General features: G+C 41.6%; 18 protein-coding genes and 1 tRNA gene. All 19 read right to left on the bottom strand.

Annotated elements, in window-relative coordinates; genetic code table 11:
• Window positions 1-2 precede the first annotated feature (2 nt).
• Window positions 3-74, bottom strand: a tRNA-Arg gene (locus SORDD05_RS10100).
• 67 nt (window positions 75-141) lie between these two features.
• The gene (locus SORDD05_RS02535; protein WP_061416951.1) at window positions 142-1,128 is read right to left on the bottom strand and encodes a GMP reductase; all 987 of its coding nucleotides are present in this window, start codon (window positions 1,126-1,128) and stop codon (window positions 142-144) included.
• A 274-nt stretch (window positions 1,129-1,402) separates the two neighbouring features.
• Window positions 1,403-2,125, bottom strand: a complete 723-nt coding sequence (locus SORDD05_RS02540; protein WP_061416952.1) for a hypothetical protein — start codon at window positions 2,123-2,125, stop codon at window positions 1,403-1,405.
• A gap of 62 nt (window positions 2,126-2,187) precedes the next feature.
• Entirely contained in the window at window positions 2,188-3,351 is a 1,164-nt protein-coding gene (locus tag SORDD05_RS02545) for a TPM domain-containing protein (protein WP_061416953.1), read from the bottom strand.
• 10 nt (window positions 3,352-3,361) lie between these two features.
• On the bottom strand, window positions 3,362-4,447 hold the full coding sequence (locus tag SORDD05_RS02550) for a TFIIB-type zinc ribbon-containing protein (RefSeq protein WP_061416954.1): 1,086 nt from the start codon (window positions 4,445-4,447) through the stop codon (window positions 3,362-3,364).
• Between the two features lie 48 nt (window positions 4,448-4,495).
• Window positions 4,496-5,812 (bottom strand): SPFH domain-containing protein, encoded by a 1,317-nt coding sequence (locus SORDD05_RS02555; protein WP_061416955.1) that lies wholly within the window; start codon window positions 5,810-5,812, stop codon window positions 4,496-4,498.
• A gap of 718 nt (window positions 5,813-6,530) precedes the next feature.
• Window positions 6,531-7,310, bottom strand: coding sequence for an L-threonylcarbamoyladenylate synthase (locus SORDD05_RS02560; RefSeq protein ID WP_000160505.1), 780 nt, complete (start codon window positions 7,308-7,310; stop codon window positions 6,531-6,533).
• A gap of 27 nt (window positions 7,311-7,337) precedes the next feature.
• Window positions 7,338-7,931 carry a 3-isopropylmalate dehydratase small subunit gene (gene leuD, locus SORDD05_RS02565; protein WP_061416956.1) on the bottom strand — a complete coding sequence of 198 codons (594 nt, stop codon included), beginning with the start codon at window positions 7,929-7,931 and terminating at the stop codon, window positions 7,338-7,340.
• A gap of 9 nt (window positions 7,932-7,940) precedes the next feature.
• Window positions 7,941-9,323, bottom strand: a complete 1,383-nt coding sequence (leuC, locus tag SORDD05_RS02570) for a 3-isopropylmalate dehydratase large subunit (RefSeq protein WP_061416957.1) — start codon at window positions 9,321-9,323, stop codon at window positions 7,941-7,943.
• Window positions 9,324-9,326: 3 nt separating this feature from the next.
• On the bottom strand, window positions 9,327-9,596 hold the full coding sequence (locus SORDD05_RS02575; RefSeq protein WP_061416958.1) for a DUF1294 domain-containing protein: 270 nt from the start codon (window positions 9,594-9,596) through the stop codon (window positions 9,327-9,329).
• Window positions 9,593-10,630 (bottom strand): 3-isopropylmalate dehydrogenase, encoded by a 1,038-nt coding sequence (gene leuB, locus SORDD05_RS02580; RefSeq protein WP_061416959.1) that lies wholly within the window; start codon window positions 10,628-10,630, stop codon window positions 9,593-9,595. The genes SORDD05_RS02575 and leuB overlap by 4 nt, the downstream gene beginning before the upstream one ends.
• Window positions 10,631-10,641: 11 nt before the next feature.
• Window positions 10,642-12,204 carry a 2-isopropylmalate synthase gene (locus SORDD05_RS02585; protein WP_061416960.1) on the bottom strand — a complete coding sequence of 521 codons (1,563 nt, stop codon included), beginning with the start codon at window positions 12,202-12,204 and terminating at the stop codon, window positions 10,642-10,644.
• A gap of 314 nt (window positions 12,205-12,518) precedes the next feature.
• Window positions 12,519-13,175, bottom strand: a complete 657-nt coding sequence (locus tag SORDD05_RS02590) for an MmcQ/YjbR family DNA-binding protein (RefSeq protein WP_061416961.1) — start codon at window positions 13,173-13,175, stop codon at window positions 12,519-12,521.
• Between the two features lie 43 nt (window positions 13,176-13,218).
• Window positions 13,219-13,851, bottom strand: coding sequence for a copper homeostasis protein CutC (locus tag SORDD05_RS02595; RefSeq protein WP_061416962.1), 633 nt, complete (start codon window positions 13,849-13,851; stop codon window positions 13,219-13,221).
• Window positions 13,852-13,944: 93 nt separating this feature from the next.
• Window positions 13,945-14,304 (bottom strand): YbaN family protein, encoded by a 360-nt coding sequence (locus tag SORDD05_RS02600; RefSeq protein ID WP_061416963.1) that lies wholly within the window; start codon window positions 14,302-14,304, stop codon window positions 13,945-13,947.
• A gap of 106 nt (window positions 14,305-14,410) precedes the next feature.
• On the bottom strand, window positions 14,411-16,498 hold the full coding sequence (gene topA, locus SORDD05_RS02605; protein ID WP_061416964.1) for a type I DNA topoisomerase: 2,088 nt from the start codon (window positions 16,496-16,498) through the stop codon (window positions 14,411-14,413).
• A 117-nt stretch (window positions 16,499-16,615) separates the two neighbouring features.
• Complete coding sequence (dprA, locus tag SORDD05_RS02610) at window positions 16,616-17,464, bottom strand: DNA-processing protein DprA (protein WP_061416965.1); 849 nt, start codon at window positions 17,462-17,464, stop codon at window positions 16,616-16,618.
• Between the two features lie 82 nt (window positions 17,465-17,546).
• Window positions 17,547-18,170 carry a hypothetical protein gene (locus SORDD05_RS02615; protein ID WP_061416966.1) on the bottom strand — a complete coding sequence of 208 codons (624 nt, stop codon included), beginning with the start codon at window positions 18,168-18,170 and terminating at the stop codon, window positions 17,547-17,549.
• 144 nt (window positions 18,171-18,314) lie between these two features.
• A complete protein-coding gene (gene lepA / locus SORDD05_RS02620) occupies window positions 18,315-20,138 on the bottom strand; it encodes a translation elongation factor 4 (protein ID WP_061416967.1) in 1,824 nt (607 codons plus the stop codon).
• Window positions 20,139-20,169: the final 31 nt, after the last annotated feature.

Genomic DNA, 20,169 nt, shown 5'->3' on the forward strand with positions numbered 1-20,169 from the left:
CATCCACCCTGAGGGAATCGAACCCCCATCTTAAGAACCGGAATCTTACGTGATATCCATTACACTAAGGGTGGAAACTTGTTTCATTATAACAGAAATTTGCTCTAATAACAAGTTTTTTATGGATGGACTAAGCGCCTATTAGTGGGATGCATCCCCGTTCCAGATAGAGTTTTTCACGATAACATAATCAACGTGCTTGAGGTCAGCAACCTTGCGTCCCCCTGCGTAGGAGATTGCACTTTGCAAGTCCTGCTCCATCTCAGTAAGGGTGTCTTGCAAGTGCCCTTTAGCAGGCAGTAAGATGCGCTTACCTTCCACATTTTTATATGCTCCTTTTTGGTATTGAGAAGCTGAACCATAGTATTCTTTGAACTGTTCGCCATCGACTTCAATCGTTTTCCCTGGGCTTTCGATGTGTCCTGCAAAAAGGGAACCAATCATGACCATGCTAGCACCGAAACGGATAGACTTGGCAATATCACCATGAGTACGAATCCCACCATCTGCAATGATCGGTTTACGCGCAGCCTTGGCACACCAGCGTAGGGCAGCCAATTGCCAACCGCCTGTACCAAAGCCAGTCTTAACCTTGGTGATACAAACCTTACCAGGACCAATTCCGACCTTTGTTGCATCGGCACCAGCATTTTCCAATTCACGCACAGCTTCTGGCGTTCCCACATTCCCAGCAATGACAAATGTATCTGGCAACTCTTTCTTGATGTGTTGAATCATAGAAATCACGCTATCCGCATGACCGTGAGCGATATCAATCGTGATATACTCAGGAGCATCAGCCTTGAGTTGGCTAACAAAGTCATACTCGTAATCCTTAACACCAACAGAAATGGAAGCAATAAGCCCTTGATCGTGCATGCGTTTGATAAAAGGAATGCGTCCTTCCTCATCAAAACGATGCATAATATAGAAGTACCCACCTTTAGCAAGTTGCTCTGCTACGTTCTCATCCAAAATCGTCTGCATATTTGCTGGTACAACAGGTAGTTTAAAAGTGTGATTTCCAAGTGTGACACTGGTATCTGCTTCTGCACGGCTTTTAATGACACATTTATTTGGGATCAATTGAATATCTTCGTAATCAAAAATTGGAAATTCATTTAACATATCGATGTCTCGTTTCTTTTGTAATGACCTACCTATGCCTTCGCATCACTACGTCTTTTCCGACGTTTCCTTAATTTATTATAAACTAAAGTACAGTTTTTGTCAATTTTTAGAGTAAATAGTTTATGAACGTTCGTTTTTATTGCAATCAAAATCCTATGAAATCATTAAAATTTTTGGATCCGTAAATTATTGTTAATAACTACATTAGCCAATCCAAAAGTGCGATGACAGTTCCATACCATCACCGCACTGATTTAGCCCATTTATTATTCTAATCTCCTTTAGATGATTTCATTGTAAAGGTATAATACTTATCTCCGCTATAAGTTATTTTAAAGACCCCATCTTTTTGTTCACTGTATAGACTCGCATTTCCAGCAACCTTACCTTCAAATATAATGGTACCCGTCACATAACTCCAATTAGGAGTGGCAATTACTTCTCCTTTATAGGTGATTGTAGAAGTATGATCTGCCTTTAAAGTTGCCTTCAAGGAATCTGGTGCTATTTCTCCAGATGCGTCTGCATCCATTACATCCGCTACAGACGCGCCTATCCAGTCTCCTAAGAGGGCTCTCTCTTCTTCTGGCAAGAAGTTCTCAGGTTTCGCTGCATCTGTTCCTTCTTTTGCAAGTTTTACATCCATTGAAGTTCCGACAAGCTCTTTCAAGATGCTTTCAAATGTAATCGTATCCTTACCAAGCTTGCCAACCATATCAGTATTTTCAATAGTAAGAGTTAACGTATTATCATCATTTTTCCATTTACCTTCTGCAGTTGTTCCTTCTACGTTTAGTTTCGCCTTGCCTCCACTCATCAATTCGAGTTTGAAGCCAGCCATATCATCACCAGAGAGGGTTACTCCCATGGCCGTTCCACTAACAGCTACGTATTTGCCCACTAAGGCATCGTCCGCTCTTCCACCTGATTTTCCACAAGCTCCAAGCGTGATAAGTAACAGAAGTGCCAATATCAAGCTAAATAATTTTTTCATGTTACTTCCCTTTCTCCTAAAATAGATTTGAAAGTCTATCTCATTCACTCATCTACTTCTAATTAAAACTTGCCTCCTGCACCACCGTGAGTTCTTCCTGATGAAGATGTATGAGTACTGCTACCTCCAGAAGAAGATTTACTCTCTTTGGGACGAGCCACCTTATCAATCGTTTTATATAGAAACTTTTCTTCTGCTTGAGTGATAGTGAGACTATTTTCTACAATATAATTTGTCGCTGCCACATCTGGATCCACACTTTTGAGTTGACCAGCCATACTTGAAACAACTACAAAGGCTGTGACAAGACCTACACCTAGAGATAGGGGCACCCATATCCAACTTATCGGTTCCTTAGGAAGATTCCCTTTGTCATAAGGTTTATCTGTCTTAGCCTGCGTTAAGAACTTATCGCTCAGTTCTGCAAAACTGCTAAATGCTTGCTCATATTCTCCGTTGCTTAGTTTCGGAACGAACCGATTAGACATATATTCTAAACCTGCATCGGTAAATGCTCGAATCGCATAACCTGTTGTGGTGATATGCCAATCCCGTTCCTTCATACTTAACAATAACAATAAACCACTATAGTCCTCACCCTGACCATAACCATTATAGTCAAAATAATCATCTGCAAAGGCTTCTGGTGTCTTCCCTCCCAGATCCTTGACAGTCACAATAACAAGGTCACATTTCTGCCGCTCACTAATCTCATCAAGTTTACTTAATAAATCTTTTTCTTCTGCATCACTCAGTAAATCCGCTTCATCCACGAGACGCTTCAGGGGTCCAAACTTAGCAGCAATAGCAGTCAAACTGCGGTGGGCACTGTCATACCAACTACTATTGCTATGATAAACTCCTTTGATAAAGGTATCCCAAAAATCTCCTAGAAGTTCTTTTGCTTTTCCCTTGTAGCAGATAGTTCTATAATCTTTAGACTTCCCTATTATCAGAAGAATAGCATCTTCCTTCCCTCTCTTGAAGAAATCCGTTGTATATTGAGTTACATCATCATAAGAGTCAGCAATGAGCAGATAAGATTTGAACTGATGCTCTTTGTAAATAGCTTGTGCTTCTTCTTCTAATTTGCTTTTCTCATTGGATGATAGGAGACCGGCCTCATCATAAATTAAAGTTTGACTTGACATGTCAGCTGACACAATCCCAATCAAGGTAAAAGCGAGAAAAACCGCAAGAAGGAATGATAGTAGTTTTTTCATCATATCTTCCTCCTTACATTAGATAAATCAACCAAACAATGCCATAGCAAACAATAGAAGTAAATGCTGCAATCGTCATAAAATAGCGCCAGTAGACTCGTTTATCCAAGGGAAGATTGCCTACAAATTTTCCTGTTTGACCATTCATAGCAAAAACGTACTTTTCATTATCCCAAGTTGTGTTTAACAACCAGACTGGATAAAGGACATACTTGGCTTTGCTATTTTTAAACTCAACATGGCTACTTTCTGGAGTTACCATTGTAAAGCCTTTAACTGTTTCCGCAAATCTATCTTCAGTACTCCTTTTAGCCCGTTTATTAGCGTGGGTGATACTTTCTTCTGCCGTCACATCATAACGCTCGGCCAAATAACCTGCTAAATAGGCTGTTTGAAAGTCAACTGCTTTTGAAACATCAAAAGGTTCAATAGATTCCATCAAGGTATTGTCCATACTCTTAGAACCGTCAACAGGTAGATGAGAAAAGGCTAACTGACCAGAACGAAGGACAGAGTAAAATTCAGTTTGGGTGTAATTGTAATCTTTGTCACTCCAAGTCGTTATCCTAGTTGCTTTGTACTTAATATCCGCATCCGCTTCTGTATTAAATAACCAAAATGGTACGTAAACACCCTTTACTTCATCAATATGGTTCTGATCCTTAAAAATTTTTGGCAATAAACGCTTGCCGAGAAGATGCTTGTTAAGCGCTTCTCTGGCAGCTTTTTTATCCAGTTTAAACGGAATAACCAACTCTGGTTTCAAATCACCTACCAGACGTTCCTTGAGAACAACTGGATTATCACAATAAGGGCAAGTTGTTGCAGCAGTATTTTCATCAGCAATCAATTGTCCACCACAGGAATTGCAAATAAAGACGTTCAGCTGTTCATCATCCTCTTGCCATTCTTCAGTAGAATAGGTTGTTGAAGTTGACTCAGTAGAAGACTGTACTTCTACCAAACCTTCATCCATGTGCTTGAGACTTTCCATTTCATATTCAGAGTCACAGTAAGGACACTTCATTTTTTGGATTTTCGTGTCAAAGGCTAAAGCACCACCGCAACAAGGACATTTATATTCTAAATTATCAGCCATGTCATCATCTCCTCTCCCGATACTAAGCCAATCTAGAGTTGTCTTGTTCTAAAACGTTGACCCGCATTCAGGACAGAATTTCGGTGCCTGGCCAGAATCTGGAACTTTCCAACCACAGTTACTACAGTGTTTTACTTGATGAACTGCAGGTTTTGGACTGCCACAATTTGAACAGAATTTACCTGTATTTGGTGTACCACATGAACAAGTCCAGCTATTGTCCACTGGTTTCGGGCTGCCACACTCTGGACAGAATTTGCCCATAGCCTCATGTCCATTTGGACAAATCCACTTATTGACATTCGGAGTGGCAGTTGCTGCTTGATTGGTTGCTTGTGCTTGGTTTGCTGCCTGTTCTTGTCCCATAGCAAAGAGATTTTGAGCATTCATGCCACCACCTGCATTGGCTGCCATACCGAAGCCCATAAAGCCAGTCATAGCTCCTGCTTCATTACTTGCGGCTGCCTTCATAGCATCTGCCTGTGCACCAACCAAAGTCGCGGCCGCCATAGTCGGATCTTTCATAATAGCAGTACGTTGGGCTTGCTTGATCATTTCAGCATCTTCTTCTGGGAGAGTAACAGAGCCGAGTGCAATGCTAATGACTTTAAGACCACGAAGTTGACCCCATTTTTCTGAGAGAGTTTCATTGAGGGCATTTTCTAATTCTGTATTGTGACTGACAATTTGATTCGGTCTCAATTCCATATCAGATAACTTAGCAAATGAAGGTTGCAAGGCGCTGATAAATTCAGTTTTCAACTGTGAGTCAATTTCTTCACGCAAATACTCTCTTTCAACATTTCCACAAACATTTGTATAAAACAAAAGCGGGTCAACGATCTTATAAGAATAAACCCCTGAGCATCGAACAGAAACGTCAAGGTCTAAACCAATCTTAGAATCTACCACACGAAATGGAATTGGGTTCGGTGTACCGAATTTATTATCAATTAATTCTTTTGTATTAAAATAATACACACGCTGATCTTTGCCAGTATCGCCACCATAAGTGAAACGTTTCCCAATTTGTTTGAAAGTATCCTTGATAGAATTTCCAAGATTTCCTGTAAAAATACTTGGTTCGCTGGAGGTATCATAAGTGAACTCACCTGGTTCGGCACAAACTTCTACAACCTTACCTTGCTCAACAATCATCATACACTGACCATCAGCCACTGCAATACCTGAACCATTGGAAATAATATTATCACTGCCCTTAGTATTGGATGATCGACCAGAGACCCGCTTTTGCCCCTTGACAACCATGACAGATTTGTCCATAGACTCACAATAGAAAAATTCTTTCCATTGATCGGCTAATGAACCACCTACAGCTCCTACACCTGCTCTAATAAGTCCCATAATGCGCCTCTTTTCTTTTGTCAGTGAGACATCAATAACCCCACTTGCCTACCGCCTTTCTATTTAAATAATCCTTTCCACCTCCCATTCATTGTGATTACTGGTATGAGCGATTCTATGCCTATCGACTATTAAAAATATTGTTGACAACTAATCAATTATAAGTCAAAAAAGCCCACTTAGACCCCGACTGCAAGTAGCAAAACATGCGAAGGGAGTCTAGATGAGCCACTTACAGTATAATTCTAGCTGTCATCAGCTACAACTCTCAGTAAGCTAACAAGGAGAGTGTAGAAAGCGAAAGAACGACGTTAAATGGATAATTCTAATATTTATATGATGATGGTGAGGTTCTATCAGCTTGTTTTCAGTAGACAAACTACTCGTAAAACCTCTTAAACAGTATCTTGGACTTTTAAGCACTCAAATGCCACTTAGTTTTTATATATTATAAGTTACATTAAGCGAACGGTAATCTATGTAAATCAGGGTCTCCTAATGATAAATTCCACTAATAAACCACCTTACTTCAAACTCACTTTAAAATGTAACCGTTATCAATTTCTATCTTTATTTTACCTTTTTTTCTAGGATTTTGCATGTTCTATACTGAATTTTTAAAATTTTTAGACGATTGTTTTCATTATGTCTAATTAATTCTCAGAAATCACTATATATAAAAACATGTGAAAGTATAGGCGTTTAGGTTCTACTCAACTTAATAATATTCACCCTGACGGTAGTCCCATGAGTTAAAGGTATCTGACAGGTGCATCATGATTTTATCAATGTCAAGCCCTTTACGGATTACAACTGGAGCTGGTGAAGTTGAACGTGCTCCTCCTTGTTCTGGGATAAGTTTTCCGTCTTTATCAACCATAGAGACCATCACACCTTGCTCGTAGCGAGTTTCGATTGTTTTATCCGGTTGGATTGAAGCAACGTAGTCGTCTGCTTCGATGACAAGGTCCACTGCTCCTTCGATACGTTCTCCGATACCTTCCACCTTACCGCGGTTTCCTTTTCCAGATGGGTTAGCTGATGAAGCATAAACCATCTTACCTTCTTCCCAAAGTTTGGCAGCCAGTTGCTCACCAGCTTTACCAAATTTGATGACAAAACAGCTAGTACCACGAACGTCAGTCATAAGTTCTTCACGGCCATCACCGTATGCTTTGAGTTTTTCAAAAGCTTCTGGTTTCCAAGGAAGGATACAACCGAGGAGAATGTCTTCGTCCCAATGTTTTTGGTAGAAGGCTTCAATTTCTGGGTTGAGTTGTGCTAAAGCGCGTAGCTCGTCCATGCTACCACAAAGTACAACACCTGGTTTGTTACGGTTACGCTCTTTAGCTTCAAATTTGCGTTCAAGACCTGCCTTATCGCTAGTCATGATAATGTAACCAACTTTTGTAGGGCAAACAATACATCCGCCCTCACCTTTTAAAATGTCATAGCCTTCTTGTGAAAGTGTTCCGTTCCATTGAATGTGTTTTGTCATAGTTTTATTTCCTTTTCTATTTTTATTCTATTCCTGCCAATAGGCTGGGCGTTGTTTTTCATAAGCAGCAATCAAGTCTTCATACTGCAAGGTAATACCGATATCATCCAAACCATTTAAGAGCTTGTGTTTCCATTCACTATCGATTTCGAAAGTGAATTCTCCAACTGATGAGATGATTTTTTGTTGTTCCAAGTCCACAGTTACCTGATCGGTAGGTTTAAGTTCGGCTAGTTTCTCTCTAACCTCTCTGGGCTGAACAATAGGCAACATGCCATTATTGAGTTCATTATTGTAATGAATGTCCCCGAAAGAACCTGCAATCACGACCTTAAAACCATAGTCGGCTAGAGCCCAAGCTGCGTGTTCCCTCGAAGACCCCGCCCCAAAGTTATCCCCCGAGATGAGAATACTAGCTTTACGATATTCAGGTCGGTTAAAGACAAAATCTGGATCCTCAGTGTAATTATCGTCCAGATAACGCCAAGCATACATGAGGTACTTACCAAAGCCTTTTTTATCAATTAACTTGAGAAACTGCTTGGGGAGTATTTGGTCAGTGTCGATGTTATCATTCATGAGAGGAACGGTCGTTCCCGTATAAACTGTAAATTTCTCCATATCCTCTCCTTACTGAGCTTCTGGCATCTGCCGAACATCTACGAAACGCCCTGCAATAGCTGCTGCTGCTGCCATGGCTGGACTGCAGAGATGGGTTTTAGCACCAAATCCCTGCCTATCCTCAAAGTTGCGGTTACTGGTTGAGGCGCAGTGAACACCATCAGGGACCTTGTCTGGATTCATCCCTAGGCACATAGAGCAACCTGGGTCTCGCCACTCAAAACCAGCATCTAAGAAAACCTTATCCAAGCCCAACTTCTCAGCAGCTCGTTTCACAGGACGGGATCCTGGAACCACGATAGCAGTTAAGTTAGGAGCTATTTTCTTCCCTTTGACAAATCGAGCAGCCAGTTGCAAATCACTGAGCCGAGCATTAGTACAAGAACCGATAAAGATATAGCCTAGTTCAATGTCCGCTGGCTTTTGACCAGGCTCCAAATCCATGTAATGATAAGCTCGTTCATCGTTCATATCCTTAATTTCTGGGAAGCTACTGTCAAAGTCAACGCCCATAGCAGGATTGGTTCCCCAAGTCACCATAGGAGCCAAGCCAGAGACATCCATCTGGATAACCTTATCATAAACGGCATCACTATCGCTTACAAGCGTCTTCCAGTCAGAAACTGCCTCCTCAAAGTCCTCTGGAACACATTCTCGTCCCTTGAGATAGTCATAGGTAGTCTGATCTGGATTCATAATTCCCATCTTAGAACCAAACTCGATGGACATATTGCAGATAGTCATTCTCTCTTCCATGGTCAAAGCATCAATCGCTTGCCCACGATATTCAACCACATAGCCAACACCACAAGCAACACCGTACTTGGCAATTAAGGCGAGAATGTAATCCTTAGAATAAACTCCTTTTTGAGGGACACCTGTGAATTCTACCAGCATTTTCTTGGGTTTGACCTGCCAGAGGGTCTGGGTAGCAAAGACATGCTCGACTTCACTGGTCCCAATCCCAAAGGCGATAGCTCCGAAAGCTCCGTGAGTAGCAGTATGGCTATCTCCACAGACGATGAATTTTCCTGGTTGAGTCCGTCCTGTCTCTGGACCAACCATGTGAACGATTCCCTGCTTTTCAGAACCGTGGGCAGCATGTTCAATCTCAAACTCCTCAACATTTTCAGCAAGCTTATCAATTTGAGCCTTAGAAATCACATCTCGAATATCGTATATATTGACCGTTGGTACATTGTGGTCAAAGGTTCCAAATGTCAAGTCTGGTCGTCTCAATCTACGACCTGCGTCTCGCAGTCCTTGAAAAGCTTGGGGACTGGTCACTTCATGAATATAGTGCTGATCCACATACATGAGTTGAGGCTGCCCTTCTTCTCCTGTGATGACATGGCGTTCCCATAATTTATCAAAAATCGATTTTCCTGCCATCCATTACCTCCAAATAAAATATAAGGCTACTAGTGTGATTACCATCCCGAGAAACCAAACTGTTTTAAAATACCATTTTCTAGTCTTGTGGTGAAAGGTGATTCCTGCCAACCAGGCACCAAAACCACCATAAGTAAAGGCTAAAATGAGTAAGATTTTCTCTGGGATGCGCCAAGCACCTCTTCTTGCCTTGGATTTGTCAATGCCATAAATCAAGAAAACCAGCAAATTCCAAATCAAGAGGGCAAGTGTGAGTCCTTCATTTATCTTCATAATCTTTCAATGATGGCTTCTGTCATTTCCTTGGTCGAAGCCTGTCCTCCAATATCTCTAGTTAAAACACCAGCCGCTAAACTAGCCTCAACAGCATGCTCGATACGCTCCGCATCCTCATAACGTCCAAAACTATCTCTCAACATCATGGCAACTGATAAAATCATGGAAATAGGATTGGCAATCCCTTGACCAGCAATATCAGGTGCCGAACCGTGAATGGGCTCATAGAGACTTGGGCCATTTTCAGAGTGACTAGCAGATGGCATAACTCCAAGTGTACCTGATAGAACGCTTGATTCATCAGATAAGATATCTCCGAAAAGATTCTCCGTTACAATAACATCAAACTTGGCAGGATTGGTAATCATGAGCATAGCAGCTGAGTCCACCAACTGGTGTTCCAAGGTCACATCTGGGAAATCCTGCGCGACTTCCTCAGCTACTCTGCGCCAGAGTTTTGATGTCGCTAGAACATTTTGCTTATCGATACTAGTAACGATTTTTCTGCGACTTCCTGCGATTTCAAAGGACTTGCGAATAATCCGCTCTACTTCTTCGTAGCTGTAGTCGTTGATATCACGCGCTTTTCGCTCTTCAAGGATATGATCCCCAAAGTAAATCCCACCTGTCAACTCACGCACCACGACAAAGTCTACACCAGCAATTCGTTCGGGTTTGAGAGGTGACAAATGCTTGAGACTATCAAAAATCTTAACAGGGCGAATATTGGCATAGAGATTGAGTTCCTTACGAAGAGCCAGCAAGCCTTGTTCAGGCCGAACCGATGCTCCATCATACTGAGGACTACCGATAGCCGCAAGGAGAATAGCATCTGCTTCTCTACATGCCTTGAGGGTTTCATCAGGTAAGGGATACCCCGCAGCATCAATACCTGCACCTCCAAAGGGGCATCTATCTATCTCATAGTCAAAACCTGTTTTTGAAGCTAGAGCTTCTAGAACTGCTAAACCAGCTTCCATGATTTCTGGACCGATTCCATCCCCTGCTAGAGCTACTATTTTCTTTGTCATAGCCTTCTCCTTTACACACTAGGCATGTCTCGGTAAGAAACGCTACGCCCCATCTCACCAGCATTCTCCTTTTGAACAAAGGTATTGGCATTGATGTAGGCAATAGCCGAAGCCTTCAGTACATCGAAATCAAGCCCTGCTGCGTTAAAGATAGTCTCTGTATCTCTGTTTTCAACAGTGACCAAGACCCGAGCCTGGGCATCAATTCCATCTGTCACCGCGTCAATAGTATAGGACACCAAACGAACAGATTGGTTAAAGAACTTATCGATAGCGTTAAAGATCGCTTCAACGGAACCTTGCCCTGTCGCAATAAATTCGACTTTCTCACCATCCATATTGGCTAGGCTAACGAGCGCTTCAATGTCATTGTCTGCATGAGTTTGAAGTTGTAAATCATCAAAGTGGAAGCCTTCTGGATTTTCAACCATGGTTCCAGCGACCAGAGCGCGAATATCTGCATCTGTGATTTCTTGTTTCTTGTCCGCTAGTGCCTTGAACTTAGCGAAGAGTGGTTTGATATCCTCTTCTGTAAAATCTAGAGCTAATTCTCTTAGTTTTTCAACAAAGGCATGGCGACCTGACAATTTTCCAAGCGGAAGACTATTGCTCTTAACACCAACTAATTCAGGTGTGATGATCTCATAAGTGAGAGGATTTTTAAGAACCCCATCTTGGTGAATACCAGACTCGTGAGAAAAGGCATTTCCACCGACGACAGCTTTATTTTTAGGAACTGGAATACCTGAGAAGCGAGAAACCATTTCTGACGTATTCATTGTTTCATCCAAAATAATATCACTAGTTGCTTGGAAGAAATCCTCACGAATCTTTAAAGCAACAGCTACTTCTTCAAGAGCAACATTACCTGCGCGTTCACCGATACCATTAATAGTTCCCTGGACACGTCCAGCACCGTGTTTAATTGCTGTCAAAGTATTTGCAGTTGCCATACCGAGATCATCGTGACAGTGAACACCAAAGACAACTTTATGATCTGATTTAATATTTTCAGTCAAGTGATCAAAGATACGTGCAAACTCTTCTGGAGTCGTAAAGCCAACTGTGTCAGGGATATTGATATAAGATGCACCTGCATCGACCGCTGTTTGAACGACTTGTAAGAGGAAATCCAACTCTGTTCTAGTCGCATCTTCAGGAGAGAATTCGACGATTTCAAACTTAGAACGTGCGTAAGAAACATGTTCCTTGATAGCTTCTAAAATCTCTTCCTTGCTCTTATTGAGCTTATACTTGCGATGAATCGGACTGGTAGCAATAAAGACATGAATTTGTGGATACTTGGCATCCTTAAGCGCCTCATAACAAGCATCAATATCAGATTTTACAGAACGAGCTAATCCTGTCACTGCTGTTTTTTTCATGACTTTAGCAATTTCTTGAACGGCTATAAATGAATCTGGACTAGCAGCCGGAAAACCAGCCTCAATTACAGAAATACCCCATTTCTCCAACTGTCTTGCAATGGAAACTTTTTCCTTTATTGAGAAGTTAACACCAGGTGTTTGTTCCCCATCACGAAGGCTTGTATCAAAAAATTCAACTGTTCGCATAAGATTTCCCCTTTTCCAAATGTGGTTTTAAAAAAACATCTCGCTCGGGAACCCAAGCGAGATGTTGATTTACTCCCGCTTGGTAAGCCAAACAGGACTAATGCTTCTGCACTAGCCCGAGTACCTCAACAACAAAGCAAATTGATTAAACTTAGCTGTTTTCATGTTTGACTTTCTCCTTCGTTTGATATCTTGTTTAGTATTTTAGCATAGCCAAAAACACTTGTCAAGAAAAAATCCATTATTTTCTGAAAATTTCTTCAGTAAAGAATATTTTGTTAATTAAAAGTATTTGAAAATACAAAGGTATTTCCTTACTTTTTCAAAGTCAAATTCCAACTAGTTTCCAGCAAATCTAGAACTTCTTCATCAGATAAAGTACCATCAAGAGCAAGACTAATCCAGTAGCGTTTGTTCATATGAAAGGCTGGGTAAATTCCCTTTTGCGAAAGCAAGGCAGCTACTTGGTCATGTTTGAGGTTGACTGCTTCCACTAGCCCTTCTCTCCCCTTATCTAGCCTATCCCAAGGAATTCTCATTAAAACAGCATACCACTTTTGATTGCCTTCATGGCGCAATACAGCTGTATCAGGCGACTTTTCCCACAGATACTCCAACTGATTGCCATACTTTTCTTGAACTTGAGCCATGATACGCTTAGTCTGAGGACAGATAAAATCCTGTACATCAAAGCAAGCCTTCCGAATCTGGTAGAGAATCTCCAAACAAGCCTTACGAACACTTCCGACAAAACTTCCCCTCATACTTTCCATATGTACTTGAGGATAGAGGTCACCCGTTTCCTGATCAAAGACCTGAAAACTCACATCATCAGTAGTGATAGAGACTGTCATGAAAAAGTCACCCTGAAAAATCTGGCAACTGTAAGTCCAGACTTCCTCATTTTCTACAAAACCATAGGCATGGGCTTTTTCTTTATTAAACTGATAGGATTTAAAAATTTCAAACATAAGTGAAAACTGCTACCAAAAGCTAGCAGTTCCTTTCTATTTTTTAAAAGACAACCTTAGTTCCATGCAGTTGTGTCACTCCCAACTGTTCGATAAAGGTTTGACGGTTGTCCAAGTCAATCCCCCCACCTGGTAGAATTTCAATTTTACCTTTAGCATGTTCCAAAATTCTGTGATAATGAGCGAAACGTTTCTCTAGCGAGTCACCAGACACCCCAGCACGAGTCAAGATACGAGTGACACCAGCTTGGCTGAGCCAGTCAATGGCTTCCAACTGGTCTTCATCACTTAATTCATCAAAGGCCATGTGAAAGACAATTTCCATTCCTTTAGATGCGGCAATCAGCTTCTCAAGATTAGCCTTATCCAACTTCTTATCAGCAGTTAAAGCCCCAAATACAACCCCTTGACTTCCAGCCTGTGCAATCAAACGAATGTCTTCTAGCATGATTGCTATTTCCATATCAGTATAGACAAAGTCGCCACCACGGGGACGAATCATGGTCATAATGATGCTATCGTAGTTAGCTGCCAGTTCAACCGCTGCCTTGGTCACTCCATAGCTAGGTGTTGTTCCTCCTACTGCTAGATTGTCACAAAGTTCGATTCGACGAGCTCCAGCCTGCATCGCTTTTTCTAGCAAGGTCACATTTTCAGCACAAAATTCGTAAATCATTTGATTCTCCTTGATGTTTTCTTTAAATTTATTATATCATATTGCTTTAAATATGCTTTCATTTTTATCAAGGCAAATAACTACTATTTTTATCTATTCTTTGTCAGGAATGACTTTAAAGAGATAATAGGTGATAAAGACAGTCAGGGCTCCCAGACCGATTTTGACTAGCAAAAGAGGGGCAAAATAAATAGAAATTCCCATCAAGATATAGATAGATACGATGATTTTTTTCTTGCGTTCACGCGCTATAGACTTGGTTTCCCGAAAATCAGCTACATAAGTCTGATAGAGCTTGGTGTGATAAAGCCAGTCTTCAAAACGCTTAGAAGATTTTGAAAAGCAAGCGATAGACAGCAAAAGAAAGGGAGTTGTTGGTAAGAGCGGCAGGACAACACCTACAAGAGCTAGAGCCAAAGAAATAAAACCAATACAGAAATAAATAATGCGCATAACTTCTCCTAGATAAATTACTCTTCCTCTAGTTTCGCATACAGTGAGGAAATTTGTCAAGCTTCAAGTAAAAAGAGCCTGAAATTCATTTTCAGGACTCTGCATTTTATTTGATCTTTTCCTCTTCGTAGTCGCCATTACTACATACAACTTGCTTGCCACCACCACGGACTTTTTTCTCCACAAGGAAGTGTCCGCATTTTGGACAGTCACGGTCAATCGGTTTGTCCCAGGAAGTAAATTCACATTCTGGATAGCGATTGCAACCATAAAAGATACGATTGCGCTTGGTTTTGCGTTCGATGATTTGTCCTTGATGACAGCTTGGACACTCGACACCAATCTCTTTGACAATCGCTTGTGTATGACGGCAGTCTGGGAAATTGCTACAAGCATAGAATTTACCAAAACGACCGAGCTTAATCACCATCGGACTACCACAGACTTCACAGTCAAATCCAGCTGGTTCATCCTTGATCTGAATTTTTTCCATTTCTGCTTCAGCCTTGGCTACTTCTTTAGAGAATGGTTTGTAAAAGGTGTCAATAACACGTTGCCACTGCTCTTTTCCAACTTCGACATCATCCAGTTTTCCTTCCATCTCAGCTGTGAAGGTCACGTTTACGATATCTGGGAAATATTCAACAATGAGTTTATTAACAATTTCTCCCAACTCTGTCGGTTCAAAGCGTTTGGCTACCAGACGAACGTAGTATCGTTTCTGGATGGTTTCAATGGTCGGAGCGTAGGTTGATGGACGTCCAACCCCATTTTCCTCCAAGGTCTTGATAAGCGTTGCTTCTGAATAGCGAGCAGGTGGTTGGGTGAAATGTTGTTCTGGCTTGCTATTGACTTGCTTGACCACATCTCCAACAGCCATGTCTGGTAACATCTTGTTCTTGTCAGAATCATTATAAATAGCAAGATAACCATCAAACTTAACCTGACTACCATTGGCAGCAAATTGGACCCCATTTTGAGACAATTTAACAGCCATGGTATCAAAGATAGCTCCCGTCATCTGGCTGGCCACAAAACGGTTCCAGATAAGGGTATAGAGCTTGAGCTGGTCTTTATCCAAGTACTTAGCGATGCTTTCTGGTGTATTAAAGACACTAGATGGACGAATAGCTTCGTGGGCATCTTGAGCGCCTGAGGCGTTCTTGACCTTGCTACCATGCTTGGAATACTTGCTACCAAAACGGTCGTTAATGTAGCTTGCAGCTTCATTCTGAGCTACTGGACTGATACGAGTCGAGTCTGTACGCATATAGGTAATCAAACCTTGCACACCCGATCCGATATTGATCCCTTCATAGAGCTGTTGAGCCACCATCATGGTCTTTCGAGTACGGAAATTGATTTTGTTAGCCGCATCCATCTGCATGGTTGAAGTCGTATAAGGTAGGGGCGCATTGCGTTTGCGCTCTTTCTTATCTACCTGATCTACTGTAAAATCTTTGCTCGTTAGGTGGGACAAGACTTCTTTGACTTCTTCGTTGGTGGTCAATTTCATCTTTTTGCCATTCATACCATAGAAAGAAGCCTGAAATTGCTTGGTACCCTTCTTAAAGACACCATCAATTGTCCAGTATTCTTCTGGTTGAAAGGCATTGATTTCATTTTCACGGTCAATGATGAGCTTAAGGGCAACAGACTGCACACGTCCTGCTGATAAGCCCTTCTTGACCTTTTTCCACAAAATTGGCGAAATCGAATACCCTACCAAGCGGTCCAAGACACGACGAGCCTGTTGGGCGTCGACCAAGTCCATATCAATCTTGCGCGGTTCTTTAAAGGCATTTTTTACTGCGTCTTTGGTGATTTCATTAAAGACTACACGGTTGGCATCATTCTCATCCAAGTTGAGAATGTGAGCCAAATGCCAGGAAATCGCTTCTCCTTCACGGTCCGGGTCACTCGCCAGAAAGACTTTATTGGCCTTTTTGGCTTCTTTTTTTAAGTCATTGATGAGAGGGCCTTTTCCACGGATATTGATATACTGCGGTTCATAGTTATTTTCAATGTCGACTGACATACTGGATTTCTTCAAATCACGGATATGCCCGACACTAGCTAAAACCTTGTAGTTTCTGCCTAGATATTTCTCAATCGTTTTCGCCTTAGCAGGCGACTCCACGATGACTAGATTTTTTTTAACTGTTGATTTTTTCTTCTTTGTTGCCGTAGCCACACTATCACACCTTTTCAAAGTAATAAACTTTATAAAGTGTAAACCATTTTTCTATAGCTGTCAAGACTTAACTCCTATAGTATAGAAGAAAAGTTTATCTGAGTGAACCATTTCTCCTTAAAATTCAAACTCAGCCAGCACATCTTGACCGCTGGTGACCAGTTTTGCTCCCTCTTGGATCAGGTGGTGACAGCCATCTGAATGGCCATCTAAAATGTTCCCTGGAATGGCAAAGACATCGCGCCCTTCCTCCATAGCACGCTCACAGGTTATGAGACTCCCTGAACGCATTCTTGCCTCTGCTACAATAACTCCTCGACATAATCCTGCTATGATTCGATTTCGAGCTGGAAAATGAAATTTCAGAGGTTGCTCGCCAGGTCCATATTCACTGAGAACCAGATGGTCATTGCCAATATACTCCTGCAAGCGTTTATTGGCTTTAGGATAAAACACATCCAATCCTGTTCCAATCACAGCAATCGTTTTTCCACCATTCTGGAGTGCAGCCATGTGGGCAGCCGTATCAATCCCTTTAGCCAAACCACTGACCACGATTAACTCGTTTTCCAAACCTTGAATGACTCTCTGAACCGACTTTGCACCCTGACTAGAACATGAACGACTCCCTACAACAGCAACCTTTGGAAACTTCAGCAAGTCTAGATTTCCCTTATAAAACAAGAGTGCTGGAGCATCGTAAATCTCACTCAAATCCCAAGGATAACAGTCGTCAAGAATAGAAAAGGATGGAAATTTCTGAAACTCCTTCTCCAACTGCACATCATCTATCTGGAAATAGCGTTCCATAAAGACAGCGGGATTTCTGCAACCAGAGATTTCTGCAATATCACCTAGCAGGAGCTCCTGATCTACAGTCTCATCATATTCAAGGACAGTTAAAATTTGTTGATTGGTCAGCCCTGCTTTTCTCAATTTGTAAATCTCATAGTTTGTGATCTTCATATACAACTCCATTTCTTTTTCTACTCATCTATCTATTCGTAAATAAAATAAAAAGAAGACCAGTTGATCTTCTTTTTTTCATTTATTCAGATTTAGTAGTTGACCAGCTACTTTCAACCATCGGTAAGATTGTTTTTAAAGTTTCTCCATCCCCTTCAAGTGAAACATAGCGGATTTTACCATCATTTGATCGGAAAACCCAGGTAACGAGGTATTTCCCTGACTTAGCAATTGCATTGACAACATAGGCTTCATAACCTCCAATGGTCGATTTGGAGCCCCAAACCTTACTGAAATCAGAGCTTTGTTCTTTGGAAGTTAAAATACTAGCAGAGACAGTCACAATATCCAGTTTAGCATATTTTTCTTCGCTGATATTAAACTGCTCAGCCTTGAAGGTATTAAGTGTAACAATGTTGATATCTGTTCCATCACAATACTGTATATCATTTCCACCTTCTACTTCATGGAATCGAACCCATGATTTGGGCACCTTGACAAAACCATACTCATTCGAGCCGATGATTTGCGTCTCTTCCTTTTTCGCTTCAGAAACAGCAGAACTAGTGCTACTCGTTTCCTGACTACTAGAAGAACTAACAACTGCAGACGAACTTTCTTCGGTTGCTGTTTGTGATTTATTAGAGCATGAAGCTAAAAAAACACTAGCAGTAACAACAGTTCCTAAAATTAATAATTTTTTCATCCTATCACCTTTCCATCTGCATTATAAGAAAAATAGGGACTTCTGTCAAATTCTAACCTAATCGATTCTGTTAGTTTCCGATTTTATAGCTCACATTTAAAGCAAAAACTCTTGAGAAATCTTCAAGAGTTTTGTTTCAACTTTCTATTCTTCATCCATACTCAAAACGCTGAGGAAGGCTTCTTGTGGGACTTCTACTGATCCGATAGCTTTCATGCGTTTCTTACCAGCTTTTTGTTTTTCAAGGAGTTTGCGTTTACGAGAAACGTCACCTCCGTAACACTTGGCAAGTACGTTCTTACGAAGGGCTTTGATATCAGTACGAGCCACGATTTTGTGTCCAATAGCTGCTTGGATTGGTACTTCAAATTGTTGACGAGGGATGATTTTTTTAAGCTTATCAACGATGAGTTTTCCACGTTCGTAGGCAAAGTCCTTGTGAACGATAAAGCTGAGTGCATCGACCTTATCACCATTGAGAAGGATATCCATTTTCACTAGCTTAGATGGGCGGTACTCTGACAATTCGTAGTCAAAACTTGCATAACCACGCGTTGAAGACTTGAGCTTATCAAAGAAGTCAAAGACAATTTCAGCGAGTGGAATTTGATAGATAACATTGACACGATTGTCATCAATATAATCCATGGTTACAAAGTCCCCACGTTTGCGCTGAGCCAATTCCATTACTGCACCAACAAACTCCTGTGGTACCATGATTTGCGCTTTAACATAAGGTTCTTCAATGGTCGCGATCTTAGTTGGGTCTGGGAACTCAGATGGGTTAGACACATCCATAGACTCACCATCAGTTTGGTTAACCTTATAGATAACAGATGGAGCTGTCATGATGAGATCAATATTGAACTCACGTTCTAAACGCTCTTGGATAACATCCATATGGAGAAGTCCAAGGAATCCACAACGGAAACCGAATCCCAGCGCCTGAGATGTTTCTGGTTCAAACTGAAGACTGGCATCGTTGAGCTGCAATTTTTCAAGGGCTTCACGAAGGTCATTGTACTTGTTTGACTCGATTGGGTAAAGTCCTGCAAAGACCATAGGATTCATCTGCTTGTATCCATCTAGCGGTTCTACTGCAGGATTGCTTGCTAGGGTCACTGTATCACCGACACGCGTATCTTGAACCGTCTTGATAGAAGCAGCAATGTAACCAACGTCACCTGTCGCTAGGAAATCGCGACCAACTGCTTTCGGTGTGAAAATTCCGACCTCCGTCACATCAAAGGCCTTGCCATTGCTCATGAGCTGAATCTTATCGCCAGGTTTGACTACCCCATCCATGACACGAACTTGGAGGATAACCCCACGGTAAGCATCGTAGGCAGAGTCGAAAATCAAGGCCTTGAGTGGAGCCGTCACATCACCAGTTGGGGCTGGAACTTTTTCCACAATTTGCTCAAGAATCTCTTCGATACCAATACCAGCTTTGGCAGAAGCTAAGACCGCTTCGCTGGCATCCAGTCCGATGACATCCTCAATCTCTGTACGCACACGCTCTGGATCAGCTGCCGGTAGGTCAATCTTGTTAATGACTGGCAGAATTTCCAAATCATTATCCAATGCTAGATAAACGTTGGCAAGAGTTTGTGCCTCAATCCCTTGGGCCGCATCAACCACCAAAATCGCCCCTTCACAGGCAGCTAGCGAACGCGAAACTTCATAGGTAAAGTCCACGTGCCCTGGCGTGTCAATCAAGTGAAAAATATAGGTCTCGCCATCTTTCGCAGTGTAATTGAGCTCAATGGCATTGAGTTTAATGGTAATCCCACGTTCCCGTTCTAAATCCATGCTATCCAAAAGCTGGGCTTGCATTTCACGACTTGAAACCGTCTCAGTCTTTTCCAAAATGCGGTCTGCCAGCGTTGACTTTCCGTGGTCAATATGAGCGATAATAGAGAAGTTGCGGATCTTCTCCTGTCGTTTCTTTAATTCTTCTAAGTTCATGATGCTCTTCCTTTCAGGGTATCTATTAATT

It is taken from the genome of Streptococcus oralis, assembly GCF_001578705.1.
In the GTDB taxonomy this organism is placed as follows: Bacteria; Bacillota; Bacilli; order Lactobacillales; family Streptococcaceae; genus Streptococcus; species Streptococcus oralis_J.